The sequence below is a fragment of the Bacillus sp. FSL W8-0629 genome, assembly GCF_038593225.1.
GTDB lineage: Bacteria > Bacillota > Bacilli > Bacillales > Bacillaceae > Bacillus > Bacillus altitudinis.
In genome coordinates, this window is the sequence record NZ_CP151975.1 from 3,769,384 (window position 1) to 3,796,011 (window position 26,628).

Annotated in this window: 29 protein-coding genes; 4 read left to right on the forward strand and 25 right to left on the reverse strand. The window is 40.6% G+C overall.

Annotated features, from left to right (window positions below; genetic code table 11):
• Positions 1–8: 8 nt before the first annotated feature.
• From NSQ17_RS19455 to NSQ17_RS19465, 3 genes are all read right to left on the reverse strand, one after another.
• Positions 9–866 carry a DUF3298 and DUF4163 domain-containing protein gene (locus NSQ17_RS19455; protein ID WP_017368457.1) on the reverse strand — a complete coding sequence of 286 codons (858 nt, stop codon included), beginning with the start codon at positions 864–866 and terminating at the stop codon, positions 9–11.
• Positions 867–1,361, reverse strand: a complete 495-nt coding sequence (locus NSQ17_RS19460) for an RNA polymerase sigma factor (RefSeq protein WP_007497431.1) — start codon at positions 1,359–1,361, stop codon at positions 867–869.
• 149 nt (positions 1,362–1,510) lie between these two features.
• A complete protein-coding gene (locus NSQ17_RS19465) occupies positions 1,511–2,170 on the reverse strand; it encodes a hypothetical protein (RefSeq protein WP_268382564.1) in 660 nt (219 codons plus the stop codon).
• A gap of 106 nt (positions 2,171–2,276) precedes the next feature.
• On the opposite strand from NSQ17_RS19465, the gene katX reads away from it, so the two are divergent.
• A complete protein-coding gene (katX, locus tag NSQ17_RS19470; RefSeq protein ID WP_008347541.1) occupies positions 2,277–3,866 on the forward strand; it encodes a catalase KatX in 1,590 nt (529 codons plus the stop codon).
• A gap of 48 nt (positions 3,867–3,914) precedes the next feature.
• On the opposite strand, the gene wrbA is transcribed toward katX, so the two are convergent.
• The 10 genes from wrbA to NSQ17_RS19520 form a co-directional block, all read right to left on the reverse strand.
• Complete coding sequence (gene wrbA / locus NSQ17_RS19475; protein ID WP_045034926.1) at positions 3,915–4,538, reverse strand: NAD(P)H:quinone oxidoreductase; 624 nt, start codon at positions 4,536–4,538, stop codon at positions 3,915–3,917.
• A gap of 59 nt (positions 4,539–4,597) precedes the next feature.
• Entirely contained in the window at positions 4,598–5,209 is a 612-nt protein-coding gene (locus tag NSQ17_RS19480) for an alpha/beta hydrolase (RefSeq protein WP_256688892.1), read from the reverse strand.
• Positions 5,206–6,177, reverse strand: a complete 972-nt coding sequence (locus NSQ17_RS19485) for a ring-cleaving dioxygenase (RefSeq protein WP_172793269.1) — start codon at positions 6,175–6,177, stop codon at positions 5,206–5,208. The genes NSQ17_RS19480 and NSQ17_RS19485 overlap by 4 nt, the downstream gene beginning before the upstream one ends.
• Before the next feature lie 191 nt (positions 6,178–6,368).
• The gene (locus NSQ17_RS19490) at positions 6,369–7,886 is read right to left on the reverse strand and encodes an ABC transporter permease/substrate-binding protein (protein ID WP_342467725.1); all 1,518 of its coding nucleotides are present in this window, start codon (positions 7,884–7,886) and stop codon (positions 6,369–6,371) included.
• Positions 7,879–8,844 (reverse strand): ABC transporter ATP-binding protein, encoded by a 966-nt coding sequence (locus tag NSQ17_RS19495; protein WP_024718440.1) that lies wholly within the window; start codon positions 8,842–8,844, stop codon positions 7,879–7,881. The genes NSQ17_RS19490 and NSQ17_RS19495 overlap by 8 nt, the downstream gene beginning before the upstream one ends.
• Positions 8,845–9,043: 199 nt before the next feature.
• Positions 9,044–9,283 carry a 30S ribosomal protein S18 gene (gene rpsR, locus NSQ17_RS19500; protein WP_008347556.1) on the reverse strand — a complete coding sequence of 80 codons (240 nt, stop codon included), beginning with the start codon at positions 9,281–9,283 and terminating at the stop codon, positions 9,044–9,046.
• Positions 9,284–9,324: 41 nt separating this feature from the next.
• Complete coding sequence (ssbA, locus tag NSQ17_RS19505) at positions 9,325–9,867, reverse strand: single-stranded DNA-binding protein SsbA (protein ID WP_007497456.1); 543 nt, start codon at positions 9,865–9,867, stop codon at positions 9,325–9,327.
• A gap of 36 nt (positions 9,868–9,903) precedes the next feature.
• Entirely contained in the window at positions 9,904–10,191 is a 288-nt protein-coding gene (gene rpsF, locus NSQ17_RS19510; protein WP_008347557.1) for a 30S ribosomal protein S6, read from the reverse strand.
• A gap of 108 nt (positions 10,192–10,299) precedes the next feature.
• Positions 10,300–11,400, reverse strand: a complete 1,101-nt coding sequence (gene ychF, locus NSQ17_RS19515; protein WP_007497458.1) for a redox-regulated ATPase YchF — start codon at positions 11,398–11,400, stop codon at positions 10,300–10,302.
• A 215-nt stretch (positions 11,401–11,615) separates the two neighbouring features.
• Positions 11,616–11,822, reverse strand: a complete 207-nt coding sequence (locus tag NSQ17_RS19520) for a DUF951 domain-containing protein (RefSeq protein ID WP_008347561.1) — start codon at positions 11,820–11,822, stop codon at positions 11,616–11,618.
• A gap of 294 nt (positions 11,823–12,116) precedes the next feature.
• On the opposite strand from NSQ17_RS19520, the gene NSQ17_RS19525 reads away from it, so the two are divergent.
• Positions 12,117–13,436 carry a phage hydrolase gene (locus NSQ17_RS19525; RefSeq protein WP_039169028.1) on the forward strand — a complete coding sequence of 440 codons (1,320 nt, stop codon included), beginning with the start codon at positions 12,117–12,119 and terminating at the stop codon, positions 13,434–13,436.
• 15 nt (positions 13,437–13,451) lie between these two features.
• Positions 13,452–13,862, forward strand: a complete 411-nt coding sequence (locus NSQ17_RS19530) for a hypothetical protein (RefSeq protein WP_007497462.1) — start codon at positions 13,452–13,454, stop codon at positions 13,860–13,862.
• Positions 13,863–13,887: 25 nt separating this feature from the next.
• Here NSQ17_RS19530 and NSQ17_RS19535 read toward each other — a convergent pair whose 3' ends face one another.
• Positions 13,888–14,943, reverse strand: coding sequence for a hypothetical protein (locus NSQ17_RS19535; RefSeq protein ID WP_079919768.1), 1,056 nt, complete (start codon positions 14,941–14,943; stop codon positions 13,888–13,890).
• A gap of 72 nt (positions 14,944–15,015) precedes the next feature.
• On the opposite strand from NSQ17_RS19535, the gene yyaC reads away from it, so the two are divergent.
• On the forward strand, positions 15,016–15,642 hold the full coding sequence (yyaC, locus tag NSQ17_RS19540) for a spore protease YyaC (RefSeq protein ID WP_025208343.1): 627 nt from the start codon (positions 15,016–15,018) through the stop codon (positions 15,640–15,642).
• Between the two features lie 25 nt (positions 15,643–15,667).
• Here yyaC and NSQ17_RS19545 read toward each other — a convergent pair whose 3' ends face one another.
• The 11 genes from NSQ17_RS19545 to rpmH form a co-directional block, all read right to left on the reverse strand.
• Entirely contained in the window at positions 15,668–16,522 is an 855-nt protein-coding gene (locus tag NSQ17_RS19545) for a ParB/RepB/Spo0J family partition protein (protein ID WP_017359871.1), read from the reverse strand.
• Positions 16,515–17,276, reverse strand: coding sequence for a sporulation initiation inhibitor protein Soj (soj, locus tag NSQ17_RS19550; RefSeq protein WP_008360890.1), 762 nt, complete (start codon positions 17,274–17,276; stop codon positions 16,515–16,517). The genes NSQ17_RS19545 and soj overlap by 8 nt, the downstream gene beginning before the upstream one ends.
• 236 nt (positions 17,277–17,512) lie before the next feature.
• Positions 17,513–18,346, reverse strand: coding sequence for a YiiX/YebB-like N1pC/P60 family cysteine hydrolase (locus tag NSQ17_RS19555; protein WP_058336431.1), 834 nt, complete (start codon positions 18,344–18,346; stop codon positions 17,513–17,515).
• A gap of 128 nt (positions 18,347–18,474) precedes the next feature.
• Positions 18,475–19,350 (reverse strand): nucleoid occlusion protein, encoded by an 876-nt coding sequence (gene noc / locus NSQ17_RS19560; RefSeq protein WP_024718432.1) that lies wholly within the window; start codon positions 19,348–19,350, stop codon positions 18,475–18,477.
• A gap of 105 nt (positions 19,351–19,455) precedes the next feature.
• The gene (gene rsmG / locus NSQ17_RS19565) at positions 19,456–20,175 is read right to left on the reverse strand and encodes a 16S rRNA (guanine(527)-N(7))-methyltransferase RsmG (RefSeq protein ID WP_024718431.1); all 720 of its coding nucleotides are present in this window, start codon (positions 20,173–20,175) and stop codon (positions 19,456–19,458) included.
• 13 nt (positions 20,176–20,188) lie between these two features.
• Positions 20,189–22,075, reverse strand: a complete 1,887-nt coding sequence (mnmG, locus tag NSQ17_RS19570; protein WP_243824613.1) for a tRNA uridine-5-carboxymethylaminomethyl(34) synthesis enzyme MnmG — start codon at positions 22,073–22,075, stop codon at positions 20,189–20,191.
• A 17-nt stretch (positions 22,076–22,092) separates the two neighbouring features.
• Positions 22,093–23,472 (reverse strand): tRNA uridine-5-carboxymethylaminomethyl(34) synthesis GTPase MnmE, encoded by a 1,380-nt coding sequence (gene mnmE, locus NSQ17_RS19575; RefSeq protein ID WP_039169035.1) that lies wholly within the window; start codon positions 23,470–23,472, stop codon positions 22,093–22,095.
• A gap of 402 nt (positions 23,473–23,874) precedes the next feature.
• Positions 23,875–24,498: an RNA-binding cell elongation regulator Jag/EloR gene (gene jag / locus NSQ17_RS19580; RefSeq protein WP_342467726.1), complete on the reverse strand. Its 624-nt coding sequence runs from the start codon at positions 24,496–24,498 to the stop codon at positions 23,875–23,877.
• The gene (gene spoIIIJ, locus NSQ17_RS19585; protein WP_089374159.1) at positions 24,495–25,277 is read right to left on the reverse strand and encodes a YidC family membrane integrase SpoIIIJ; all 783 of its coding nucleotides are present in this window, start codon (positions 25,275–25,277) and stop codon (positions 24,495–24,497) included. Before spoIIIJ ends, jag begins: the two co-directional genes overlap by 4 nt.
• Positions 25,278–25,435: 158 nt before the next feature.
• Positions 25,436–25,795 carry a ribonuclease P protein component gene (gene rnpA, locus NSQ17_RS19590; protein ID WP_008347592.1) on the reverse strand — a complete coding sequence of 120 codons (360 nt, stop codon included), beginning with the start codon at positions 25,793–25,795 and terminating at the stop codon, positions 25,436–25,438.
• A 78-nt stretch (positions 25,796–25,873) separates the two neighbouring features.
• Complete coding sequence (gene rpmH, locus NSQ17_RS19595) at positions 25,874–26,008, reverse strand: 50S ribosomal protein L34 (protein WP_008360908.1); 135 nt, start codon at positions 26,006–26,008, stop codon at positions 25,874–25,876.
• Between the last annotated feature and the right edge of the window lie 620 nt (positions 26,009–26,628).

The following is a 26,628-nucleotide window of genomic DNA, read 5'->3' on the forward strand; positions in this document are numbered from 1 at the left end:
TTCTTCTTTTAATGAATGTACATATCGCTGACGAGAATATCCTTTAGCACGCTTGTTGGAATCGTGAATTCAACTACACCCATGTAACCAGGCGCCACATCATATTCGTTGAAGGAAATCACCAGTTTGCCTTTTGAATTGATATAGAAGCTTTGATCTGGCTGAATCTTCTTAAACGGATCAACCGTATCTTGCTTCGTCATCCAGTAAATCTTATTTGAATCCTCTTTCATCTGTTTCTTCATTTGTTCTTTAATATTTTCACTAATCACATCAATATAACGGTCATCTTTAAATAGACTTGGTAATGTAATGAGTACATGGTTTTTCTTATCCACCGTATCATATGTCATTTCCTCTGCCGCAGAAGCCTGAGTCGTCACCTTGTATCGACCTAGTGAAAGAATTTGATCATTATTTGTTCTTACTTCATATCCGCTCTCTACACTCAAATGACCATTTTTATAACCCTTTGTTTCCTTTTCAAAATCTTGATACAGCTTTTTGTTTTCAGCTAAATATTTTTGATTCAGGCTGTCTTGTAATTTTCCGTCCCCAAGCCCTGAAACATGTGGTGTTTTGAGATCAATATTTGTTCCCTGATCACTCTTTTTAAATTCTGTGAACGTCACGACTTTCACAAGCTCTCCAATGACGGGTACTTCTGAAATCGCTCTTGCTGCCTGCGGACTGACATTTACAGTGGTGACAAATAAAGCAGCTGCAGCAACAAGTCCAATCGTCCATTTCTGAAAATGAGGTTGCTTGTTTTTTCGTTTTAATGTCCGTTCAACCATAGCATCGTATTCCGGGGGAATAGGGATTTCTAGATATTCCTCTTTTAACTGTTCCAAATGCTTATCCATTTATATTTCCTCCTGCGATAATTCTACTTTTAAAAGCCGCAACGCCTTATATAATCTTGTTTTGATGGTATTTTCATTTTCTCCAAGAATATGAGCAATGTCCTCTAGCTTTAAATCCTCAAAGAATCTTAATATAATGATGACCCGATACATCTCCGGCAAATCTTCTATCGCCCGTCTGACATCTTGATCCTCATAGACATCCGATTCACCCTGTGATAAAAATTCCAGCGTATCATCGTCTGTCACTTGCACACGCTTCTTCTTTCGTAAAAAGTCGAGGGCAGCGTTTACGACGATTTTATAAAACCAGCTATGCATCTTGGTCGCATCCTCTAATCGGTGAACAGATTTGAGTGCTTTATGAATCGCCTCTTGAACGACATCCATCGCATCTTCTGGGTTTTTGACATAGCTATAGGACAATCGATAAAAACTGTGTTTATGCTCCATTACGTAATCCGCAAATTGATCATCAATCTTTCGTTTCTTCATTTTACAAAGAGCTCCTTTATCTTAAATGCGCATCTGTTATTTCTTACATTGGATAGACGCGCACCTGTTAAAAATAGTTTGCGCTCCATTATTTTTTTAACATGTCATCCCATTTACGTTTCTATACAAAAAGAGCGAACCTGACGGGTTCACTCTTTTAAAGCCGTTATTTTTTGATAAACAAATGGTTTAAGTGGTGAAAGCGGATGAATGATGGACACTCCTGTTTCCTGCTCCACCTGCTTTGCAGCGTGAACCATCGAGAGCTGCATTACACAAATATCTCCATGCTGCTGCTTCACAGATTGCCTTAACTGTTCCATAATTCGCTCATGGTAGGCTTGTATATCACCGTTCAAGCAAAGATGAAAGACATCCTCTAGCACAACCACTTCTGCCTTCAACTGCTTTCCCCGCTCTTTTACATATGAAGACAGTCGCTTCATCGTTCCTTCTACTGTATCTGGGTTTGAAAACACTAGCTGAAGCGGACCCTCTCGCTCACAAATCTGCTCAAATAACGGCTCATCTATCGGAACAATTGGTTGTTTGAACAGGTGCTGCTGCTCCCCCAAAGCCGCAATGTATTGTGTACAAGTTAATAAAACAAGATCAGCCTCTTCTTCTTGCATGAGTCTGTTGATAGCATAGGTTTGCTGCTGCTCAAGATCAAATGCGGGATCTTGTTTGGCTCGTTCCATAAATGATGAATCGACGATGTGATGCAGATCAAATCCTGTGTCATAGAAAGCGTCGTCAATGTAAGAAATATTAGATGGATGTGCGTGAAGGCAGTGTAATCGAATCATTAGGTCCGCTCCTCATAAAAGTTTTCACTCATTATATCAATTCTTGTATGAAATAGGGAGCAACATGACCATATTGTTAAGGAGATATTGAAGGAGGGATTCTACCTTGAAAGAAGATCAACAGCCTACATCATCTTCAGAGTCAGAAGAAACCTTGACGAATCGCCAAGGTCACCCGGTAACAGATAATCAAAACATGAGAACCGTTGGGAATAGAGGACCGACTACGCTTGAAAACTACGATTTCCTAGAGAAAATCAGTCATTTTGATCGTGAACGCATCCCTGAACGTGTCGTTCACGCACGAGGTGCTGGCGCACACGGATACTTTGAAGCCTACGGTACATTCGGTGACGAACCCATTTCCACTTATACAAGAGCCAAATTATTTCAAGAGAAAGGAAAAAAGACCCCTGTCTTCGTTCGATTCTCTTCTGTTATTCACGGCGGACATTCACCAGAAACTTTACGCGATCCGCGGGGATTTGCGATCAAATTTTATACAGAAGACGGCAACTGGGATCTCGTTGGGAACAACCTCAAAATTTTCTTTATTCGAGATGCTTTGAAATTCCCTGATTTGGTTCATGCCTTTAAGCCTGACCCTGTCACCAATCGTCAGGATGGTGAGCGCATTTTTGATTTCGTTTCACAATCACCTGAAGCAACACATATGGTGACATTTCTCTTCTCGCCATGGGGTATTCCTGCCACATACCGGCACATGCAAGGCTCTGGCGTCCATGCCTATAAATGGGTGAATCATGAAGGAAAAGCAGTGTTGGTCAAATATCACTTTGAACCAAAGCAAGGAATTCGCAACCTGACACAAGAACAAGCCCAAGCCATTCAAGGGGAAAACTTTAATCATGCCACACAGGATTTATATGAAGCCATTGAACAAGGGGATCATCCTGAATGGGAAGTATACGCGCAAATCATGGAAGATGACACCCACCCCCATCTAGACTTTGATCCACTCGATCCGACAAAGCTCTGGTACAAGGATGACTATCCATGGAAACCGATCGGACGAATGGTGCTAAACAAAAATCCAGAAAATTATTTTGCAGAAGTGGAACAGGTTGCCTTTGGGACGGGGGTTCTTGTAGACGGATTAGATTTCTCAGATGATAAATTGCTGCAAGGACGTACCTTCTCTTACTCTGATACGCAGCGATATCGAGTCGGGCCAAATTATTTACAGCTGCCGATCAATGCACCGAAAAAGCATGTTGCCACCAATCAGCGAGATGGGCAAATGGAATATCATGTGGATCAAGGAAAAGGACAAAACCCCCATGTGAATTATGAACCGTCCATTCTCGGAGGATTAAAAGAAGCACAGCAAGATGGAAAGGATCATACGCCTTTTGTAGAGGGTGAAGTCAAACGAGAAGCCATTGACCGCCCGAACAATTTCGGACAAGCCGGAGAAACCTATCGTCGCTTCAATGATTGGGAACGTGAGGAACTAATTAAAAACTTAGTCAACACCTTAGCTACCTGCCAAAAAGACATCCAAGACCAAATGATCGAAAACTTCACAAAAGCTGATCCTGACTATGGAAAACGTGTGGCCGATGGCTTAAAAGCCTTCAAACAAGAGGAGCCAAGCGGACCCATTGGATCAACAGGCGCGGCACAGGCTGTCAACGATGCGATCAACAACAGCACACCTTCAGATCCTTATTAATGAAAAAAGAATGCAGCGGAGTGGCTGCATTCTTTTTGTATACATCTATTAAGCGTTTTGACCTTTTTTGATCCATTCTGCTACATTTACTGTACGTTTCGCCTGATGTTTTGCGGCTGCTTCTGCATCCTCTTGGATCTTTCCATTTTGGTCAACAGTCACACTCACACCGTAAGGGTTACCCCCTGCGCCGTATAGGGAATCATCCGTGTATCCAGGAGCGGCAATAATGGCTCCCCAGTGGAACATCGTTGTATAAAGGCTCAGAACTGTCTGCTCCTGTCCGCCATTTGGGTTTTGTGCAGATGTCATCGCACTCACTGCTTTGTTTGCTAGTTTCCCTTGGAACCATAAACCGCCTGTTGTGTCTAAGAATTGCTTCATTTGAGCCGGTAAGTTACCGAAACGTGTCGGCATGCTGAAAATAATGGCATCTGCCCACTCTAAGTCACTTAACTGAACCTCAGGGACATCTTTGGTTTCATCTAAATGTGCTTTCCATGCTGGATTTGATGCAACAACGGCTTCTGGTGCCAATTCAGGAACCTTTAAAATTTTGACTTCAGCACCAGCTTCTTTCGCTCCAGCCTCAGCCCATTTTGCCATCTGATAGTTTGTACCTGTTGAACTATAATAAATAATCGCTAGTTTTACGTTTTCCACTTGTTCCATCTCCTTTTGTTTGGTTTGCCCAAATAGCTTCTGTAAAAATCCCACCTGTATTCCCCACCTTATTTAAATTGACGACGATACCACAATGCCGCAGCATCGACTTCTTCTCTCGTTAGTTGATGTCCACGATTTTCCCAATGAAGCGTTACGGATGCTCCCGCCTCCTGAAGCAGTTGCTCCAGTTCCTGAGATTCCTCAGGACGACACATTGGGTCATTTTCACCAGCTGCTATAAAGACTTGTTTCCCCGCTAATGAAGGTAATGAAACCCCTCGTCTTGGGACCATTGGATGATGCAGGATCGCTCCTTTCAACGCATCTTCGTAATGGAATAACAGACTTCCAGCAATGTTCGCCCCGTTTGAATAGCCGATGGCTACCACATTGTGACGATCAAATCCATACTTATCTGCTGCTTCCCCGATAAATGTATATAATTCCTCTGTACGCTCAATTAAATCTTGCTCATCAAAAACACCCTCTGCCAAACGCCTGAAAAAACGCGGCATGCCGTTTTCTGATACATTTCCTCTCACACTAAGAACAGATGCTTCAGGGTCTACCACTTCTGCAAGCGGCAATAAGTCTTGCTCTGTCCCGCCAGTTCCATGCAGCATGAGAAGGACAGGCTTTTGTTCATTCTTTCCTTTTTGAAAAAGATGCTTCATCATGAATCTCCTTTCCCTTTGATTTCTCTTACCTCAATCGGCAGCACGATTTGTTCAATTTGACTACGCTGCGCCTCATATTGCGGTGGTAGTTTCAACGCTTCACCCATCGTTTCCACAGATTCATCGTGTGCAAACCCTGGAGGATCGGTCGCAATCTCAAATAATATGCCGCCAAGCTCTCTAAAATAAATCGCATTGAAATAATTTCGATCTTGCACAGGCGTCACTTGATATCCGCTTTGCGCAATATGGCTTTGCCAATCTAATTGATCCTGATCATCTGTTGCTCTCCACGCAATATGATGTACAACACCAACGCCCATACGTCCTCGTGCAACAGGTGTCTTGTTCACATCAATGACATTGCCGATTTCTCCAAACGAACGGAATCTCACATAATCTCCTTCTGTGCCGACTTTTTCAAGTCCCATCGTTTGCTCTAGCAGCTGCATCGTTTGCTCAGGCTGTGAAGTTAATAAAACAGCTCCGCCAAACCCTTTAATCGCTACTTCTGGTGTCACCCCATTAAATGTCCAGTCATTCTGTTTTCCTTCTTCACGCTCTACAAGTTCTATCAATAAACCGTGCGGATCTTCAAATGAGAGAAAGGCCTCACCAAAGCGTTCAATCATTTCATAAGAAACGTCAAACTGCTCAAGGCGTTCCTTCCAAAAAGAGAAGGCACCGGTCGGTACGACATATGTTGTCACACCTACTTGACCTGCTCCAATTTGTCCCTTTTGTGCACCTGGCCAAGGGAAAAACGTAATAATGGTACCTGGAGAACCTCCTTCATTTCCAAAATATAAATGGTATGTGCCTGGATCATCAAAATTGACGGTCTTTTTCACGAGACGCAGACCTAAAACACCTGCATAAAAATCAACGTTCTCCTGAGGATGACCAACAATTGCTGTGATATGGTGAATTCCTTCTGTTTTCTTCACTTCTAATGACCTCCTCTTCATGACGTAACATGTCTCTACTCATTATGTCTTGACTGACGCTTTTATATTATCTCGAATTCGAGATATATGACCAAAAAATATATTTATCTCGAATTAAGGATATTCTTTTTTGAAATAGATGTCAATGATTTTTGTTTTTTTCTTTTCAAAAAGCAGGCCGCTTTATATATAGCAGACCTGCTTCCCCTTGATTATTGAAGCAATTTTTTCTTTTTTAAATAGGCTTCGGCTACTTGAAATGCATCTTTCCCCTTCACATTGACTTCGTAATTCATTTCTCTCATCTCATCATCTGTGATTTGACCAGCGAGCTTGTTGAGAGAGGCCTCAATCTCAGGATACTCTTTTAATGTCTCCTGTCTTAGCAAGGGCGCTCCTTGATAGGGCGGGAAAACATGCTTGTCATCATCAAGCACCTTCAACTTGTATTGTCTCAATTCACTGTCTGTCGAATACGCATCGACCAACTGAATATTCCCTTTTTGAATGGCTCGATATCGAAGTTTCGGTTCCATCGTGACCACATCGTCAAAAGAAAACTGATAAGCTTTTTGAATGCCTAAATATCCATCCTGACGATCAGAAAACTCTAAAGTAAAGCCAGCACGTATACGATTCTTGATTTGACCCAGATCTGAAATCTTTGATAAATCATATTGATCCGCTAGTGATTGAGGCACGGCTAAAGCATATGTATTGTTATAAGCCATCGGCTGGAGAAACTGAAGCTGAAAGGATGACGCCAAACCTTGGCGCGCTTGCTCATACACTTTTTCCTTATCCGTGCTTTTCGCTGTTTCTTTCAGAAATTCAGAAATCGCTGTCCCTGTAAATTCAGGATAGATGTCAATATCACCAGACCGCAGTGCTTGAAAAACAAAGGACGTCTTACCAAGACCAGGCTTAAGATTGACTTGGATATCTGTATCCTGCTCAATTAAAAGCTTATACATAGAGATCAAAATTTCAGGCTCTGACCCCATCTTCCCTCCAATGGTGATCTCTTTCTTTTCTTGTTGAAACAGCAATGGGGCAGCGACAACTGCTCCTGCTATTACAGCAAAGACCGTCACAGAGATCACGGTTTTTTTAAAGGAGATTTTCTCAAGTGTCTGCAAGACCACATCAAATAAGAGCGCAAGTAATGCAGCTGGAATAGCACCAATGATGATCAAAGACATATCATTTCGATCAATTCCAAGCAGAATCAGACTCCCTAATCCACCTGCCCCAATAAGAGCTGCAAGAGTGGCTGTCCCTACAATGAGGACCATCCCCGTTCGGATACCTGCCATGATCACAGGCATAGCAAGAGGGAGTTCTACTTTTAATAAGCGTTTGCGGTGATTCATTCCCATAGCGAGCGCCGCTTCCCGCAGCGACGGATCGACCTCACGAATGCCTGTATATGTGTTCCTTAAAATAGGAAGAAGAGCATAGACGACAAGAGCGATAATTGCGGGCACTTGACCAATCCCAACGAGAGGAATCAGCAGTCCAAGCAGCGCCAAAGACGGAATTGTCTGCAAGACAGCCGTCACCCCAATGATCCACTCTGCTATCTTAGGGACTCTCGTTAAATAAATCCCTAATGGAATGGCAATCAAAATCGCTAGAAATAACGCAATGAAGGAAATTTGAATATGCTCAAGTAAGGCGTGTCCGAGCTGATCTTTTCGAGCCCATAGCACACTGGTCCATTCATTCATGTGTCTCACCCCTCTCAGCAGAAGTACCGGCTAAATACTGAATCACCGCTTGACGAGTGATGAGTCCGATCCGTTCCCCATCCTTCTCAACAACAAGCTCTTCATGCTCTGCCAGTCGAGATAGAACCTCTTCCAGCGTCGCATGGATGGAGACCACCTCATCGCCTAACAGATCTTCTTGAGGCATGGGCTGAGAAATAGTTGTCAGCTCAAATGCTTGATGGTCTACATGACGGGCAGCTCCTGAAACAAACTCCCGCACAAATGGATTCACTGGATGCTGAATCAATTCCTCTGGGCGTCCAACCTGCACCACTTTTCCTTCATTCATCACACATATCCGATCCCCAAGCTTCATGGCTTCCTGCATATCATGTGTCACAAAAACGATGGTCTTTTGAATACGGCGCTGTAACTCAAGCAGATCATCTTGTAATTTCTCTCTCGTCAGTGGATCTAACGCACTAAAAGGTTCATCCATTAGGACAATCTCAGGATCAGCAGCAAGTGCCCGTGCTACGCCCACTCGCTGCTGCTGTCCTCCTGAAAGCTCTGCTGGCTTTCGATGTCGATAGGTAGCAGGCTCAAGCCCCACCATGAACATCAACTCATCAACACGCTGATTTGTCTCAGTCCGCTTCCATTGTTTCAGCTCTGGCACTACAGCAATATTCTCTTCTATGGTCATATGAGGGAACAATGCTATTTGCTGAAGCACATAACCAATATCCCAGCGCAGCTCATAAATATCATAATCGCTGATGGTTCGACCCTTTATGTAAATCTCACCTTCTGTAGAAGAGATGAGACGATTGATCATTTTCAAAGTCGTCGTTTTCCCGCTTCCACTAGGTCCAATCAATACAAAAAATTCACCTTTCTGAATTTCCAAATCAACAGATTGAACGGCATAGCGGTCATCAGAAAATTGCATCGATACATTCTTAAATTCAATCATCTTCCCACGCCCTGACTGCAAGTATATTTTAAAATACCAATATGACAGATTAACCTAGTATTTGTATAGAACAAACTGTCACGTTGACTCTCTTTTTACATACTTCCCCTAGTTAGACTGCCAGAAACGACTTTCTCATAAAAGTGAGACAAATAAAAAAAGCGAAGAGCTCAAGGCCCTTCGCTTTTAAGTCAACGACTTACTCACCAGTAACGTATGGAAGTAATGCCATTTGACGTGATTTTTTAATCGCTAATGTCAATTTACGTTGATACTTAGCGCTAGTTCCTGTTACACGACGAGGTAAAATTTTACCACGCTCAGAAACAAACTTTCTAAGAAGATCAACATCTTTGTAATCGATGTGCGTGATTCCGTTAGAAGTAAAGAAACATACTTTACGACGTTTCGCACGACCGCCTCTGCGTCCACCTGCCATTTGTTTTCACACCTTTCCTTTGGTCATTTTTTTCAGATCAATTAGAATGGCAAATCATCATCGGAGATGTCAATCGGTTTACCATCATTCGCAAATGGGTCATCATTGAAGCTATTTCCCTGATTACGATTTTGGTTGTTTTGATTGCCATATGGATTTTGACTTGGTTCATTTCCAAATGGATTCTGATCATTTTGGCTGCCGCCATAATACTGGCCTCCGCTATTGCCACCGCCGCTGTATCCACCTGAACCAGCACCGCCGCTTTTAGGCTCAAGAAATTGAACACTTTCAGCTTGAACTTCTGTCACGAAGACACGCTGTCCTTGCTGGTTTTCATAGTTTCTTGTCTGCAAGCGACCGTCTACACCGGCAAGACTTCCTTTTTTCAAGAAATTAGCCACGTTCTCGGCTTGTCTTCTCCAAGTAACACAGTTAATGAAATCGGCTTCACGCTCTCCAGATTGATTCGTAAACGTACGATTCACAGCTAGAGTAAACGTGGCTACAGCCGCACCATTAGGCGTGTAGCGAAGCTCAGGGTCTTTTGTTAGTCTTCCGACCAATACAACACGGTTTAGCATATTGAAAGACCACCTTTAAATATATATTTCAATGATTTATTCTTCTTCTTTAACAACAATGTGGCGAATGATATCGTCACTGATCTTAGCTAAGCGGTCAAATTCTTGAACTGCTGCAGCGTCAGATTGAACGTTTACGATTTGGTAGAAGCCTTCACGGAAATCGTTGATTTCGTATGCAAGACGACGTTTACCCCAATCCTTTGTTCCAGTGATCTCCGCACCGTTAGAAGTTAACACGTTATTAAAACGATCGATAACTGCTTTTTTAGCCTCATCGTCAACTGTTGGGCGGATGATGTACATAACTTCGTACTTTCTCATCTGATTGCACCTCCTTTTGGTCTAAGCGGCCCTATACGGGCAAGGAGCAATAAATTATATTACTCACAATTGTATATTATAACAAATTACTTGGCCTATGACAAGAACCTATACGTTAAAACGGAAATGAATGACGTCTCCATCTTTCACTATATATTCTTTACCTTCTAAACGAACTTTTCCTGCTTCTTTTGCAGCAGACATACTTCCGCCAGCTAGTAAATCTTCATAAGCAACCGTTTCAGCACGAATAAATCCACGCTCGAAGTCCGTATGAATGATTCCAGCACATTCTGGTGCCTTCATTCCTTTTTTAAATGTCCAAGCACGTACTTCTTGCTCACCTGCTGTGAAATACGTAGCTAAGCCAAGAAGTGAATAAGACGCTTTGATCAACTGATCTAAACCTGATTCTTTGATGCCTAGCTCTTCAAGGAACATTTGCTTCTCTTCTCCTTCAAGCTCTGCAATTTCAGACTCAATCTTCGCACAAACGACGATGACTTCAGCGTTTTCGCCAGATGCAAACTCACGAATTTGCTGTACATATTCGTTTCCGTCCTGATCTGCTACTTCGTCCTCACTCACATTTGCTACATACAGAATAGGTTTTGACGTGAGTAAATGAAGTTGCTTCACAAGCTTCTGCTGCTCATCTGTAAATTCAACCGATCTTGCAGATTTTCCAGCTTCAAATGCGTCCTTCAGCTTTTCCAAAATATCAAATTCAGCTACCGCTTCCTTATCTTTTTGTTTCGCAAGCTTACTCACACGAGTTAAACGCTTTTCAACCGTTTCTAGATCAGCCAAAATCAATTCTAAATTAATCGTTTCAATATCTGACACTGGGTCAACCTTACCTGACACATGTGTAATGTTATCATCAGCAAAAGCTCTCACCACGTGACAGATCGCATCTACTTGACGAATGTGAGAAAGGAATTTATTCCCTAAACCTTCTCCTTTAGATGCACCTTTCACAATACCAGCAATATCAGTGAATTCGAAAGCAGTCGGAACTGTCTTTTTCGGCTGCACTAATTCTGTTAGTTTTTGCAAACGCTCGTCTGGAACTTCTACAATTCCGACGTTTGGATCAATGGTACAGAACGGATAGTTAGCAGACTCCGCTCCAGCCTGTGTAATTGCATTAAATAGTGTTGACTTCCCGACGTTAGGTAAGCCAACAATACCAGCTGTTAAAGCCATTCTTTCATCTCCTCTATATGAAACGTGCTCGTTATACTGCGTAATATGAACCTAGAGCAATTATAAGTAGGTTTACATGAAAAGACAAGCTAACCATCATGCATTTTCAATAGAAGAAACATTACCAAAAAGACTAAATCGGAGCTTTAAAATAAGAAATTGCATCTGTTTCTCTGAACAAAAGACAAATTTCATCAAAAAAGCATGAGGCCTACTTAAGCAGTTGGCTCCTCATGCTTGACGAGAATTTTCTTCATTTTTCGTTCAAAATCTCTTCTTGGGATCATCACGCTGTGCCCACACCCTTCGCACTTAATACGAATATCCATGCCCAAACGAATGACTTTCCACCGATTGGCACCACATGGATGGGGTTTTTTCATTTCAACAACGTCATGTAACCCAAATGCTTTGTCTGCCATCAGCATTCACCTCTCTTGCTCACTTCATTAAATCTATTGTACAAAAAAACGCCGATGGAGAGCAATGCACAAAATAAAGAGGCGTTGTCATGTATCAATCCCGTTCTTTTTTATAGAAAAAACCCTTCTTTTAGATCATTTTATTTGTGACCAATAGTTACTTAAACTCCGCTTTTTTTCAATATTGTCACAAACACTGTAGGTCAAAAGGTTTTTATTGGTAGAACGCTGTGGTTTTTCCATATTTTTTGATTTATGATATCTGCATAAATGTTATGTGAGGGAGCAGGTACGATGGTCAATCGAAAGGATAGATTAACCGACAAAGATTATAAAATCATATCCGATCACGCTGGAAACGCAGAGAATTACCAGCAGAACCATACGATAGAAGTAGGTCAGCATACGCTCACTGTCAACGATTTTCTAAAAATAGATCATCAATTATATGGTTTAACGATGCAGCAGGAACAGTCAGATGAGTTCATTGTCGCGTTTCACTGTCCTCTGCCAAAACAAATGACGGTGACATCGACACAAGATGTTCAAACGGCTACCCAATCATTGTTAAAAACGGATTATGCCTACCCCATTGAAAGAAAATCCTTAGCCGGAAAACAAGATCATGTCTTTTTTAAAGGGAAGGAATACATCGAGGACGTCTGTCAGAAGCACCCGAATGCAACCATCTATCTCACTGGACAAGCGCTTGCCGGTGCTGTTTGTGCTTATATTGCAACAGAACAGCCAGCTGTCAAAAAAGCCATCACATTCGATAGCCCAAATATATGGAGCAGCCTGGCACCTTCCATTCAGCAAAAAGCAGTAGAAGGAAAATACACCCATGTTCTCACAGAATATATTCAACCCAATCATTATGTAGGTTTACTCAATCGCCATGATCATGGAGTTGGACAAGTCAAGTACACCGTACCGCCCCGGGAGCAGGGATCGGTCCAAGAATCCATAAAATATAAACCAAGAGAAATTGACACCTTTTTAAGATCAGCTTTTGCATCAATGAATATAGAATGGAACGAATCATTTGATACAAATGCATTTTTAGCTCTCGTTTCAGGAGAGTTTAAAGTAAATGGGTATTCATTCCATTCAAATGGAACCGCTCGTATTTTAGATGAACAGCTTGATCACAATACAAGTTTTACAGCGATGCTTTTACAAGAAATCCATTCAGGCCGTGCATATGCACAAAGCGGGCTTGAAATTATCATAAAATCCCATTTACTAAAAAATTCATCTTATGATCTACAAAGTATTATTGAACATGAAGTACACACTGTATTTGAGAAAATAGATGGAATTGATGATAGTGTAAAAGATGCCGTCCATCATGTAAAACAAGAACTGAAAGGACTTGTCGGCTTTGGTCACTATGATTTATTAACCCATAGCGATGTAGAAGCACTGTTAGAGGAAGTAAGGATGGAGCAGCCGCAATCATCCTTTTATTCTCATGAAAAACAACTGAATGCCTTGTACACCTTGAGAGACTACGAACAAGAACTTTCCACCCTTTCAAGACATATGTACACAATGGGTGATGACTATGCCAAGGCAGATAGACGCCTTGCGATGCAAATGGGTATTCGTTAAGAAAGGAGTCGCCATATGATCAATCAAAATAAACCTCCTAGTGACGCCCAGCGTTTCTTGCAAAATGTGAGTGCCCGCCGCTCCATGTCTGTATTCGAAAGTCAATCTGCACCACAAACACAATCGCAATCACCTGAAGAAATTGCCGCTATTCAGGCCATGCGCAGAGAAGGACAACGAAAAGATTTAAAGCGATTGCTGAAAATGCGGCTTCACGATGAATTGGCAAACACACGCATGCACTTGGAGTACCAATTGTCCAAAACAGAAGACATGATGAACCAGACAACCATTGTCAAACAGCATGTATCCCAGCATTTAAAGGGACAAGCCATCTCAGAAATAGAGGAACGCATGCAGCGTCTCCAGCACATGCCTGTATATGACGATATCAAGGAAGCGATTGATTCCATTCGGATAAAATAAGCACTTCTCTTTGAAAGAGAGGTGTTTATTTTATTTTATCAGTATAATTTTTAGAACGAAAAAATATCTTTTTACTTAAAATCGGATACAGCATTAAACAGACAAGCAAATAAAGATTGAGCAAGCTGTAAATCGGATACAAGAAAGCAATCAAATCAGCAAATCCAAGAGAGGTTAAAGGTGCCATCAAAAGAAGCATGATGAATACAATGAACCAGCGGGGCATTCGTACAAAAGAGAGCATGCGGCTGGATAAACCAAATAATCCCGCAGCGGTTGTTGTATAAATCGCTAAACAAAGAACAATGGTCATAAACACAAACAATGATGTTGGTGCCCCCTCTAATACTGTAAACAAAGGAATCCCCTCTGCTGAAAGACTCCCAGAAATATCAACTAGTATTTCGTTATACACATAAGAAATGACACCAAAAATCAAACCGCTTAATATACTCGCAACCTTGGCCTCTCCAAGCCCCTTCATTTCTTTCCCCACTGAAGACAGCACCGCCACAACAGATAATATATTCAAAGAAGCAAAGACGATACTGGCAGGCCAATTGTATTGCTGGCCAAAATCAATTCTCCACATATGATCATGATTCATATAATAAAAAACAAACGCATAGATGAGCCCTGCCACCAAAATTGGTATAATGAAGGCATTCACAGATAAGAGCCCTTTCACATCCCAGAAAAAAATCATAAATGAGAATAAACAAAATGCACCGATTCCAACCCAAAATGGCACATGATACATCTCAAGTGTCACCCCGCCACCGGCAATCATGACTGTTGTTGTCGTGAATAGATAAAGAACAATTAAAATATCATACACCTTGGCCAGCCAAGGACCTACAAGACGCTCTAACACCGGCACAAAATGATCGGCACGCACCTCATAACTGATTTTTAACACCACATAGGTAGACAGCATAAACATGAGCGTAAACAGTAGAATGGCTAGTCCGCTATCAAGGCCAAAAAACTGCCAAATTTCTTGACCGGAGGCATATCCCGCTCCTATTAAGCTTCCTAAAATTAAAAGCGTCCACCTTGAACCAGCCTTCCACACAATCATCACCTCATAGGTATAGAATTAAGCTTGTTTCCGTATACTGATACTAACTACTATGACAAGGAAGTGAGACCTATGAATAGCAAGAACGGTCTTTTTTTAAGAAATAGGGTGAAAGAATACGTGTCCCATACGGATACAAATGCCATTCAGCAGCTTAAAAGTATTTTATTCTCGCATCTTCAGAAAGCAGGAAAAAGACCCGTTGCCATCGTCTGCATAGGAACAGACCGCTCAACCGGTGACTCTCTAGGTCCACTTGTAGGAACAAAGCTTTCAAGTCTTGATTTAAAAAAGCTGCATGTATACGGTACTCTCTCTGATCCAGTGCATGCGGTCAATTTAAAGGAAAAGCTCGCTGAAATTGAACAAGCTCATAAACACCCATTTATCGTAGCCGTTGATGCCTGTTTAGGGAGAGTGAAAAGTGTAGGATCGTTTCAAATTGGAGAAGGACCGTTAAAGCCCGGTGCAGGTGTGCAAAAAGAGCTACCAGAAGTAGGAAATATTCATATTAATGGAATCGTCAACGTGAGCGGTTTTATGGAATACTTCGTTCTCCAAAACACACGTCTTCATCTTGTAATGTCTATGGCCAATACACTTTCTGAAAGCCTATCCCACATTGATCAAATGGATTGGACAAGAGAAAAAAGCCGTTCTCTCTTCACCCCTATTCAAAATATCACGGGAAGAATATAAAAAAGACCATCTCATATCAAGATGGTCATTCCGATGATTCTCTCGTAGAAAGCAATTCAAGGATTCTTTCTAAATCTTCATTTGAGAGAAATTCAATCTCAATTTTCCCTTTTTTCTTTTGTTTCTTGATCGTCACTGAAGTACCAAAGTAATTTTGTAAGAAAGATTCTCTTTCTTTCAACATGCGATCCTTTGGTGCTTCTTTTTTCTTTGTTTCACGTGGAACATTTTCATTTAATTGCTGAACAAGTTTCTCAACCTGACGGACATTCAATCCTTCGTCCACGACCTTCTTTACCAATGGCGCCAGCTTCTTTTTGTTTTTCAAACTAAGCAGCGTGCGTCCATGTCCCATGGATAATGTTCCATCCGCAATCAGCTTTTGTACTTCATCTGGTAATGTTAATAAACGAAGGTGGTTCGCAATATGCGGTCTGCTTTTTCCTAACCGCTTGGCTAATTCCTCTTGAGTCACACTTAAGTGATCTAGTAAGGAGGCATAGGCTTCCGCTTCCTCTAATGGAGATAAATCCTCGCGCTGTAAGTTTTCTAAAAGAGCGATCTCCCTCATCAGTGTTTCTGAAAATTCCCTGACGATCGCAGGAATCGTTGTTAAACCAGCTTGTTGTGCTGCACGGAAACGGCGTTCTCCTGCGACAATGTCATATCCTTTAATCGATTTACGAACAATAATCGGCTGTAAAACACCATGCTGCTGAATCGATTCTTTGAGATCAGACAATGCATCATCATCAAACGTTTTCCTTGGCTGATAAGGGTTCGGGCGCAAATCCTTCAACTTAATTTCTTCGACAGTTTCTTCATTGGAATCCACATTGTTAAATAGCGCATTAATACCCTTTCCAAGACCTTTAGCCATTCGCATCCACTTCCTTTGCTAAGTCTAAATAGACATCTGCACCTCTTGAACGTGGATCATACAAGATTATAGGTTTCCCATGACTAGGCGCTTCACTTAGTCTCACATTTCTCGGAATCACAGTCTGATAGACTTTATCTCTAAAGTATTTTTTTACTTCTTCGATGACTTGGATTCCAAGGTTTGTTCTTGCATCCAGCATTGTCAGTAAGACACCTTCAATGGCAAGGTCGGTATTTAGATGTTTCTGCACAAGACGAACCGTATTCAACAATTGACTCAATCCTTCAAGCGCATAATATTCACACTGAACCGGTATTAAAACAGAATCGGATGCAGTTAACGCATTAATCGTCAGTAATCCAAGCGATGGCGGGCAGTCAATAATCATATAATCATAATTTTGCTTCACAGATTCAAGTGCTCTTTTCAGCCTCACTTCACGTGAGATTGTAGGCACAAGCTCTATTTCAGCCCCTGCAAGCTGTATCGTCGCAGGAATGACATCAAGATTTTCGACCTCTGTCGTCTTAATCACATCAAGTACATCTGCATCGTCTACTAAAATATCGTACACGCACTTCTCTACGTCGGCCTTCTCAATCCCAATACCACTCGTGGCATTTCCCTGCGGATCAATATCAACTAACAACACTCGTTTTCCTATGTATGCTAAACACGCACCCAAATTAACAGAAGTTGTCGTCTTCCCAACGCCGCCCTTCTGGTTGGTAATCGCTATGATTTTCCCCACGATGTCACCCACTTTCAACTTAACAAATTTCTCATTCATTCATACTTCCTATTCTATCAAAAAAAGTATGAAACGTTTGCTTTTTTTGTTTCTCCATTATAAATTCGTGAATGAATCTGTGTTTCCGTACATGAATAGTTGCATAAAAATGCGCTCGAAAGATATATTAATATATCTTTTTTTAAAAAATTACGAGACAAAAAAACCCCACTTTCATAAAAGTGAGGGAGATACAATCAAAAGTTTAGCCCGCCAATTTTTCTGCCTTCGCTTACAATGACTTTAGGTGTCACTGTTTTATAGTTTTTCTTTTTCAAAAACCCATAGGGTGCTTTAATGGTAAATGTCGCATGTCCAACAGCGTCCCCGGTTTTCGCGTAGGCCTGCCATACAATCTTTGAACAATATGTAGGGTCCAAAGATTGAATAGACATAGTGATCGAATATCGAGCCTTCGGATGGTCTTTCACGTAATCGTGCGCCCAATCCCCAGCTAAATCAGCCTTTTCCTGATGATTAATCCGAATCACCTTTGTATTGGCACTATAGCGGAACCAGCTTTGAATGGAATCAATATTGGGATGCTGCCGGAACCCAGGAATGGATGCATAGCTTTTCTCATTAATGACGATGCCTGCATGACCAATTAAACCATTCAAAGCACCAGTGCTCGTCACCAATATATCCCCTTTTTGAGGCATAATATCGGTTCCAGGATACGGTTTACCAAAAAGATGGCGAATGGTATTCGGCCTTTCATCTGTTACCATTTCATCCTGTTTGTTTTGCCTTAAACCATAGTTCTCCAAATCATCATCAGCTGTGATCACATCGATCGCATCGTCCTGAGACGCTTGCTCTTGATTTAATTGTTGAACCGTTACATCTTTCGAAACCACACCTTGTTTCTTCAGAGTACTCAGTTCTTCTTTCGTAATCGTTTGTTCCGCTGAATGGGTCTCATGATTCGTTGACGTGCTCACAGCAAACACAGTCGTTTCATTTGAAAAAAGAGAAAAAGAGATTAGTAAATAACAGATAATAGCAAAAATAGTCTTTTTCATTTTCATCGGTTATATGTCACCTCCCTTCTACTATGAAAATCATATTTTACCAATTAATTAATAATAAGTAAATATCATGAATTGAAGGGAGAGAAAGACAAAAAAGCTGACGAGTAATGCTCATCAGCTTCTTTCTATTTAGGAATTCGAATCGTTAATTGGATATATTCCTCAAATTCTTCTTCCTCGGTATTTATTTTAAGTCCGCTGTCTTCTACCATGTGGAGAGACTGACGAATGGTATTCATCGCAATTCGCGTATCTCGGCTAAACGCCTTACGTTTCGGCTTCGGTTTGCGATCTGTTTTTTGTTCAAGCATCTTCACTACACGCTCTTCAGTCTGTTTCACATTCAGCTGCTTTTCGATGATTTCCTGCAACAGCGTGATCTGTAATTCTGGCAGCTTTAGAGGTACAAGTGAACGGGCATGTCTCTCTGAGATTTTTTTCTCCAAAATGGCTTGCTGTACCTCTTCAGGCAACTTTAAAAGTCTTAGTTTGTTTGCAACAGTCGATTGTCCCTTACCTAAACGCTGAGCAAGCGCTTCTTGCGTTAAATCATGAAGCTCTAAAAGACGTGCATAAGCATGAGCCTCTTCAATTGCAGACAGCTCTTCTCTTTGCAAATTTTCAATCAATGCCACAGATGCCGTTTCCGTATCAGTAAAATCTTTTATAATAGCGGGGATCTTCTCCCATTGAAGAGTTTGTACCGCTCTCCAACGTCTTTCGCCGGCGATCAGTTCATATTTTCCTTCTTCTTCTGTTGGTCTAACAACAATCGGTTGAATAATGCCATGGGTATGAATGGTTGTGGCCAGCTCTTGTATCTTTTCTTCTGAAAAAATGGTGCGTGGCTGAAAACGGTTAGGCATAATTGTGTCGACCGGGAGCTCCTGTATCTCTTCCTTTAATGTTTCATGCTCAGCAATCTCTGCCTCTATTTCGGTATCACGCTCAGGATGTTCTTTGTCACCAAGCCCGAAGAAGCGTGAGAGTGAATGCTTCATGAACCTACACCACCTTTAAAAACTACCTTTTTATAATTCTATTTTCTCATGTTTTTTCCTTCTGTAAAATCATAAATATTGAAGAAAAACCGACCTTTTACATGATCAACCCTCAATTGGTGATTTATTAGGTGTTCCTGGTTTTCTAGGATATTTTTTTGGTGTTTGTTTTTTCTTTTCAATGACAATGATGTTCCGTTCACTTTCTTCTAAAGGAAGAACAAAGGAATGCTTTTCAACAACCTCTCCTCCGAGGACAGTGACGGCTTTTTTTCCTGCTTGCATCTCTTCTTCTGCAGCAGATGCTTTTAATGCAACAAACAATCCTTCCTTTTTCACAAGAGGCAGGCATAGTTCGCTCAAGACAGATAAGCGCGCAACTGCTCTAGCGGTGACAAGGTCATAGCTTTCACGTTGATCTTTACGTTGTCCAAAGGTCTCCGCACGATCATGATAAAAAGTAGTATCTTGTAAGTTTAACCCTTTTGCTAACTCATTGAGAAACGTAATGCGTTTCTGGAGAGAATCAACAATGGTCACATGTAGATGAGGGAAACAAATTTTAAGAGGAATGCTTGGAAAACCAGCACCAGCTCCAATATCACAAATTGTTGTCACATTGTGAAAATCAATAAAAAATGCTGCTGATATCGAGTCATAAAAATGCTTTAAATATACTTCTTCCTTTTCTGTAATGGACGTTAAATTCATCTTCTCGTTCCATTCTACAAGCATATGGAAGTAAGTTTCAAATTGTTCAAGCTGCACTGGAGAAAGAGTGATCCCTTTCTCCTCTAGTGCTGCTGTAAATTGTTCAATGTTCATGCCGACATCCTTTCTACTCTGCTATCTTCGCAATACGTCCCTGCTCCAAATACACTAAAAGGATAGAAATATCAGCAGGGTTAACGCCTGAAATACGAGAAGCCTGTGCAACAGAAAGCGGTCGGACTTCTTTTAGCTTTTGCTTCGCTTCAGTTGCAATCCCTTTGATGGCATCATAATCGATTCGATCCGGAATCTTTTTGTTTTCCATCTTTTTCAGCTTTTCAACTTGTTGGAGCGACTTTTCAATATAACCTTCATATTTAATTTGAATCTCTACCTGTTCACACACATCAGCAGGAAGCGGTGTGTCAGCAGGAGCTAGTTTCACAACAGATTCATAGTTCATCTCTGGACGCTTCATCAGATCACTTGCTCGAATACCGTCCTTCAATTCACTTCCACCAAGAGAACGGATATATTCCTGTGTCTCTGCTGTAGGTTTAATAATGACAGAATATAAACGTTTTTTCTCTGCTTCAATGGCCTCTTTTTTCTGTGTGAATGATTGGAATCTCTCTTCAGAAATTAAACCAATGTTATAACCAAGTTCCGTTAATCTTAAATCAGCATTGTCATGACGCAGAAGTAAGCGGTACTCAGCACGAGAAGTTAAAAGACGGTAAGGTTCATTTGTACCCTTCGTGACAAGATCATCAATGAGAACACCGATATATGCATCAGATCGGCTTAAAATGACTTCTTCTTTACCCAATGCTTTTCTTCCTGCATTGATACCTGCCATAATTCCTTGACCTGCTGCTTCCTCATAACCTGAGGTACCATTGATTTGGCCAGCTGTATATAATCCAGAAATTTTCTTCGTCTCAAGTGTCGGCCACAATTGTGTAGGCACAATCGCATCATACTCAATGGCATAACCCGCTCGCATCATTTGTACATTTTCAAGCCCTGGAATGGTTGACAGCATTCGCTGCTGTACATCCTCTGGCAGACTTGTAGATAAACCTTGAACATACACTTCTTGCGTATTACGGCCTTCTGGCTCTAAGAAAATTTGATGTCTCGGTTTATCATTAAAACGAACCACCTTATCCTCAATAGACGGGCAGTATCTAGGACCTGTTCCTTTAATCATACCTGAATACATAGGAGAACGGTGAAGATTCTCATCAATAATTTGATGAGTCTCTAAACTCGTGTATGTTAACCAGCATGGTAATTGATCTGTAATATATTCCACAGTTTCATAAGAAAACGCACGTGGTACATCGTCACCTGGTTGAATTTCCGTCTTACTATAATCAATCGAGTGGCTGTTTACTCGAGGTGGTGTCCCAGTTTTAAAGCGAACCAAATCGAATCCTAATTCTGCTAGATGATCCGATAATTTAATGGAAGGCTGCTGATTATTAGGACCGCTTGAATAAGAAAGATCCCCTAAAATAATGCGGCCTTTTAAGAAAGTACCAGTCGTTAGAACAACAGATTTCGCGCGATAATTTGCGCCTGTTTGAGTCACAACACCTTTACATTCATCATCTTCTACAATTAAATGGTCTACCATCCCTTGTAGCATTGTTAGGTTTGGTTCATTTTCCATTGTTTTTTTCATTTCGTGCTGATATTGAAACTTATCTGCTTGCGCTCTTAACGCACGGACAGCAGGTCCTTTTCCAGTATTCAGCATACGCATTTGAATGTGCGTCTTATCTATATTTCGTGCCATTTCCCCGCCTAGCGCATCAATTTCTCTGACGACAATCCCTTTAGCGGGACCTCCTACGGACGGATTACATGGCATAAAAGCAACCATATCGAGATTGATGGTCAACACAAGTGTTTTGGCGCCCTGTCTTGCAGAAGCAAGAGCAGCCTCAACACCAGCATGACCGGCACCGACGACGATTACATCATATTGGCCAGCTTCATAACCCATTTCTTTTGTTCCTCCCTTTACTTTCCTAAACAGAATTGAGAGAATAACTGATCGATTAAGCTTTCATGAACAGCATCCCCAATAATTTCACCTAGCTGCTCCCAGCAGCGTGTTAAATCTATTTGAACAATGTCGATCGGTACATCCATTTCAATTCCTTCTAGAGCATCCTCAATCGATTGTTTTGCTTCTTGAAGGAGCGCAATATGCCTAGTATTGCTCACATACGTTAAATCTCCACTTTCAATTGAGCCAGTGAAGAATAAAGATTGAATGGCCATTTCAAGCTCATCAATCCCTTTTTCTTGTAATAAAGATGTTGTCACGACTGGACGATCTTTCGCTAACTCTTTTACTTTTTCTACATCAAGTTTAGGCTCAAGATCTGTCTTATTGACAATTACAATAATATCCATACCTGAGACAGCCTCAAATAGCTTAATATCTTCCTCAGATAACTCCTCACTATAATTGAGCACAAGTAAAATCAGGTCAGCTTCTTTTAAGACCTGTCTTGATCGCTCGACCCCAATACGCTCAACAATGTCTTCAGTCTCACGTATACCCGCAGTATCTACTAAACGGAGCGGTACTCCTCTTACATTCACATATTCCTCGATGACATCTCTGGTTGTTCCAGGAATATCGGTCACAATCGCCTTTGTTTCCTGAACAAGACTATTTAATAAGGAAGACTTCCCAACATTTGGCCTTCCAATAATAACAGTAGATAAGCCCTCACGTAGGATTTTCCCCTGCTGTGAAGTCGTTAGAAGCGATTCAATTTCCTTTTTCACAGATGTCGCCTTTTCAACTAAGACTCGATGTGTCATTTCTTCCACATCGTCATACTCTGGATAATCAATATTCACTTCTACATGGGCAAGTGTCTCCAATATCTCACCACGAAGACGTTTAATCAAACCGGAGAGACGTCCCTCCATTTGAGTAATTGCGACATTCATCGCACGGTCAGTTTTTGCACGAATCAAGTCCATTACGGCTTCTGCTTGTGACAAGTCGATTCTTCCATTTAGGAAAGCACGTTTTGTAAACTCACCTGGCTCCGCTAATCTCGCTCCTTCTTTTAAAGCAAGCTGCAAGACTTTATTGACCGTGACAATTCCGCCATGGCAGTTGATCTCAATAACGTCTTCTCTCGTAAATGTTTTTGGCGCTCTTAATACAGACACCATGACCTCTTCTATCACTTGCTCGGTACTTGAATCTACAATATGACCATAATGAATTGTATGAGAATCCACTGATACAAGTTTTTTCTCCTTAGGCCCCTTATACATGCGATCAGCAATCTGAACTGCATCAGGCCCGCTTAAACGTATAATGGCAATTGCCCCTTCACCCATTGGTGTAGAAATTGCTGCAATTGTATCCACCGCTCATTCACCTCTTTCTCTATTCAATAGACAGTCTTATATCTATTAAATGGACGTTGTCCATCTCTATATCAAAAACGCTTAATCCAAAATTTAAAGATACCATAAATGCATGCGAAGCGAAAGTAGCCCACATTTAATTATCCACAGTTTTGCACCCTGTCTATTTTAACACTTAACTTATCCACATGTGAATAACGACGTTCTAAACTTGTCTTCACATCTTACACCTAAATCCAATAAATTAAAACGCCCTTCTCCCTTTGCAACTAAGGGAAAATGACGTTTTCGATCTAAATAACACACTAACTTTTTAGAAATAAAGGAGGAATCTACTATTAAAAGGTAATTTTTCAATAAAAAAAGACTAAAATCCAGCTTTGCTGAATCTTAGCCTTTCTGCTATTTTTTATACAGCACCACAACATGACGCTTGGTGCCTGTATCTTCGGATGCCGTGGCAAGTTCTTTAGAAAATGCTGCAATCGTATCATGAACGACTTTTCGTTCATTCGAAGGCATCGGTTCTAAATGAACCTTTCTCTTCGTTTTTAAAACACGATTTGCCGTTTTGATTGCGTATTGTTCAAGTGCTTCTTGTCGTTTCTTCCTATAATCTCCAATATCAATTGTAATATGATGATACTGATCAGAATAACGATTAAACACTAACTGCACCAAGGTTTCTAAAGAGTACAATGTTTGTCCTCTTTTTCCAATCATTAATGAAGTTTTGTCTCCATCAATGTGAAAAGAGATCTTTTTCGTTTCTTTTTTCGAAACAATGTTTGCTTTAGGATCAATTGATTTAACAATTTTATCTAAATACTGTGTTGCGAATTTGAGCGCATCTCGCTTTTCTACTAACTTGACAACAGCTTGTCTTTTACCAAATAATCCTAAAAACCCTTTGTTTCCTTCATCTACTATTGTGATATCCACTTCTTCTTGTAGTAGTTGAATTTGTTTCAGTCCGGAATCTACTGCTTCTTCGACTGTGCGACCGACAGCAGTTATTTCCTTCATTTTTTGTTCCCGCCAGCTTTTTCTTTTGTATCAACTTTTACTTGAGGTGTTTTAATGACCAACGTTTGAATGATCATGAAAATGTTACCTACAACCCAGTACAGTGAAAGTGCCGCTGGGAAACTGATTGCAAATACAATGATCATAATCGGCATCACCCAAAGCATAATCGCCATTTGAGGGTTGTCCGAAGGATTTCCAGCCATCATTAGCTTCTGCTGTATAAAAGTAGCTACACCTGCAATAATCGGTAACAGGAATAATGGATCTGGACTGCCTAAGTCAAACCATAAGAAAGTATGTTTCTTGATTTCAGCTGTTCTCATGATCGCATGATAAAAACCAATTAAGATTGGCATTTGAATTAAAATTGGGAAACACCCTGCTAATGGATTTACACCATTCTTTTGGAAAAGAGCCATTGTTTCCTGTTGAAGCTGCTGCTGTGTTTTTTGATCTTTTGAACTATATTTTTCACGAAGCTTCTTTAGTTCTGGCTGAAGTGCTTGCATTGCTTTTGTACTTCTTAATTGTTTAATCATTAATGGTAAAATAAGTAAACGAATTAAAAGAGTTACAATAATAATCGCTACACCATAGTTTTCACCAGTTAAGTTTGCCATGTAAGTGATTAATTGAGATAGCGGGTATACAATGTAAGAATTCCAGAATCCCTTACTATCTGATGTGATTGGTTCATTGATTTGTGTACATCCTGCCAATAGAACCAACACGCCAATCAAGCTAAATATTAGTAATAATCGCCTTTTCAACAAGATTCCTCCCATTACTTCAAACTTTATTTAAGTTGGAATTGATTACGAAAGTGACTCACCTAATCAGTATGGTAACATTTTTTCATTACAAAGTGGTGGTTTCATTTTAATTCACTAGATGAAGGAAGCGCTTTTAAAAATTGATTCAACGAAAGTTTCTATTACGAAGACTTTTTCGGTTGTTGTTGATAAACAGCGGATTTTCTAAATAAATGCTGGAGAGACTTCTTTGTTTCTTCAAAGGTCAATTCGCTTGCTGGTTTTCGTGCGATAACAATGTAGTCTTTTTCTTGCTTTAGCTTATGACCTTCCTCTAAGAACACCTGACGGATCAATCGTTTAATCCGGTTTCTTATCACTGCATTACCTATCTTCTTACTGACAGACAATCCTAAACGCAGTTCTTCTTGATTTGGTTGATCCAGCTGATAAATGACGAATTGGCGATTAGCCATTGATTGACCTTTTTTGAACACTGTTTGAAACTCTTCATTTTTTTTTAGCCTGTTTCGCTTCTTCATGTTTTCTTCCACTCCGATAAAAACTGACAGTTCATTTACGATTTTATGTAAAAAAGACCACTGACATTATTCAGTGGCCTAAGCTGATAATTTTTTTCTACCTTTGCTGCGGCGTCGCTTTAAAACTAGACGTCCGTTTTTAGAACTCATACGGCTGCGGAAGCCATGAACTTTACTACGCTTACGGTTATTTGGTTGAAACGTTCTTTTCATTTATGACACCTCCCTGAGGAATAGCTGTTTAAGACAGTCTAACTCATTATATTTGTGTAACCCATCGATTGTCAATATCAATGATAAAACTCTTATTATCAACCTTATAAGCATAACACAAGTTATCAAGTGAAGAAACCTTCTTTTTTAGTTTCCAGCATTTTATTCTTTTTTTCCTTCAAAAAAACCTTCAAAACAAGATTGTGGATATTTTTCCGGCATATTTTGACTATCCACATCCATTATCGACATTTTTTTCACACAAATAACCTATGTGGATAATTATTTTTCAACAGGATGTAAAGTATGTGGATAAGTTTGTGACACCCATTGCACCATCTTGTTTATTTTGATATTATATTTGTGTTTTAACTCTTAATTACTTATCTGGCCTATTTATCTTATCCACAATTTGTGGATAACCTGTGGAAAGTTATTACACAGCTTGTTGAATTGTTTATCCACAACCTGTGTAATTTGTCGAAAAGACGTTTTTCTACTATATTAATTGTTTTCAACAAAGTATGTGCACGAATGGTGATGACCATTTGCTCTTTTTCGTGTTCTATAACAGTTTGATACTGGTCATTTTAAAAAGAAAAGGAGGGGGGAGAAGCCTT

What these genes read in the sequence shown, in the direction of transcription:
- NSQ17_RS19455 (WP_017368457.1), bottom strand. Translation starts at nt 866, where the DNA reads ATGGATAAGCATTTGGAACAGTTAAAAGAGGAATATCTAGAAATCCCT.
- NSQ17_RS19460 (WP_007497431.1), bottom strand. Translation starts at nt 1,361, where the DNA reads ATGAAGAAACGAAAGATTGATGATCAATTTGCGGATTACGTAATGGAG.
- NSQ17_RS19465 (WP_268382564.1), bottom strand. Translation starts at nt 2,170, where the DNA reads ATGATTCGATTACACTGCCTTCACGCACATCCATCTAATATTTCTTAC.
- wrbA (WP_045034926.1), bottom strand. Translation starts at nt 4,538, where the DNA reads ATGGAACAAGTGGAAAACGTAAAACTAGCGATTATTTATTATAGTTCA.
- NSQ17_RS19480 (WP_256688892.1), bottom strand. Translation starts at nt 5,209, where the DNA reads ATGATGAAGCATCTTTTTCAAAAAGGAAAGAATGAACAAAAGCCTGTC.
- NSQ17_RS19485 (WP_172793269.1), bottom strand. Translation starts at nt 6,177, where the DNA reads ATGAAGAGGAGGTCATTAGAAGTGAAGAAAACAGAAGGAATTCACCAT.
- NSQ17_RS19490 (WP_342467725.1), bottom strand. Translation starts at nt 7,886, where the DNA reads ATGAATGAATGGACCAGTGTGCTATGGGCTCGAAAAGATCAGCTCGGA.
- NSQ17_RS19495 (WP_024718440.1), bottom strand. Translation starts at nt 8,844, where the DNA reads ATGATTGAATTTAAGAATGTATCGATGCAATTTTCTGATGACCGCTAT.
- rpsR (WP_008347556.1), bottom strand. Translation starts at nt 9,283, where the DNA reads ATGGCAGGTGGACGCAGAGGCGGTCGTGCGAAACGTCGTAAAGTATGT.
- ssbA (WP_007497456.1), bottom strand. Translation starts at nt 9,867, where the DNA reads ATGCTAAACCGTGTTGTATTGGTCGGAAGACTAACAAAAGACCCTGAG.
- rpsF (WP_008347557.1), bottom strand. Translation starts at nt 10,191, where the DNA reads ATGAGAAAGTACGAAGTTATGTACATCATCCGCCCAACAGTTGACGAT.
- ychF (WP_007497458.1), bottom strand. Translation starts at nt 11,400, where the DNA reads ATGGCTTTAACAGCTGGTATTGTTGGCTTACCTAACGTCGGGAAGTCA.
- NSQ17_RS19520 (WP_008347561.1), bottom strand. Translation starts at nt 11,822, where the DNA reads ATGGCAGACAAAGCATTTGGGTTACATGACGTTGTTGAAATGAAAAAA.
- NSQ17_RS19525 (WP_039169028.1), top strand. Translation starts at nt 12,117, where the DNA reads ATGGTCAATCGAAAGGATAGATTAACCGACAAAGATTATAAAATCATA.
- NSQ17_RS19530 (WP_007497462.1), top strand. Translation starts at nt 13,452, where the DNA reads ATGATCAATCAAAATAAACCTCCTAGTGACGCCCAGCGTTTCTTGCAA.
- NSQ17_RS19535 (WP_079919768.1), bottom strand. Translation starts at nt 14,943, where the DNA reads ATGATTGTGTGGAAGGCTGGTTCAAGGTGGACGCTTTTAATTTTAGGA.
- yyaC (WP_025208343.1), top strand. Translation starts at nt 15,016, where the DNA reads ATGAATAGCAAGAACGGTCTTTTTTTAAGAAATAGGGTGAAAGAATAC.
- NSQ17_RS19545 (WP_017359871.1), bottom strand. Translation starts at nt 16,522, where the DNA reads ATGGCTAAAGGTCTTGGAAAGGGTATTAATGCGCTATTTAACAATGTG.
- NSQ17_RS19555 (WP_058336431.1), bottom strand. Translation starts at nt 18,346, where the DNA reads ATGAAAATGAAAAAGACTATTTTTGCTATTATCTGTTATTTACTAATC.
- noc (WP_024718432.1), bottom strand. Translation starts at nt 19,350, where the DNA reads ATGAAGCATTCACTCTCACGCTTCTTCGGGCTTGGTGACAAAGAACAT.
- rsmG (WP_024718431.1), bottom strand. Translation starts at nt 20,175, where the DNA reads ATGAACATTGAACAATTTACAGCAGCACTAGAGGAGAAAGGGATCACT.
- mnmG (WP_243824613.1), bottom strand. Translation starts at nt 22,075, where the DNA reads ATGGGTTATGAAGCTGGCCAATATGATGTAATCGTCGTCGGTGCCGGT.
- jag (WP_342467726.1), bottom strand. Translation starts at nt 24,498, where the DNA reads ATGAAGGAAATAACTGCTGTCGGTCGCACAGTCGAAGAAGCAGTAGAT.
- rnpA (WP_008347592.1), bottom strand. Translation starts at nt 25,795, where the DNA reads ATGAAGAAGCGAAACAGGCTAAAAAAAAATGAAGAGTTTCAAACAGTG.
- rpmH (WP_008360908.1), bottom strand. Translation starts at nt 26,008, where the DNA reads ATGAAAAGAACGTTTCAACCAAATAACCGTAAGCGTAGTAAAGTTCAT.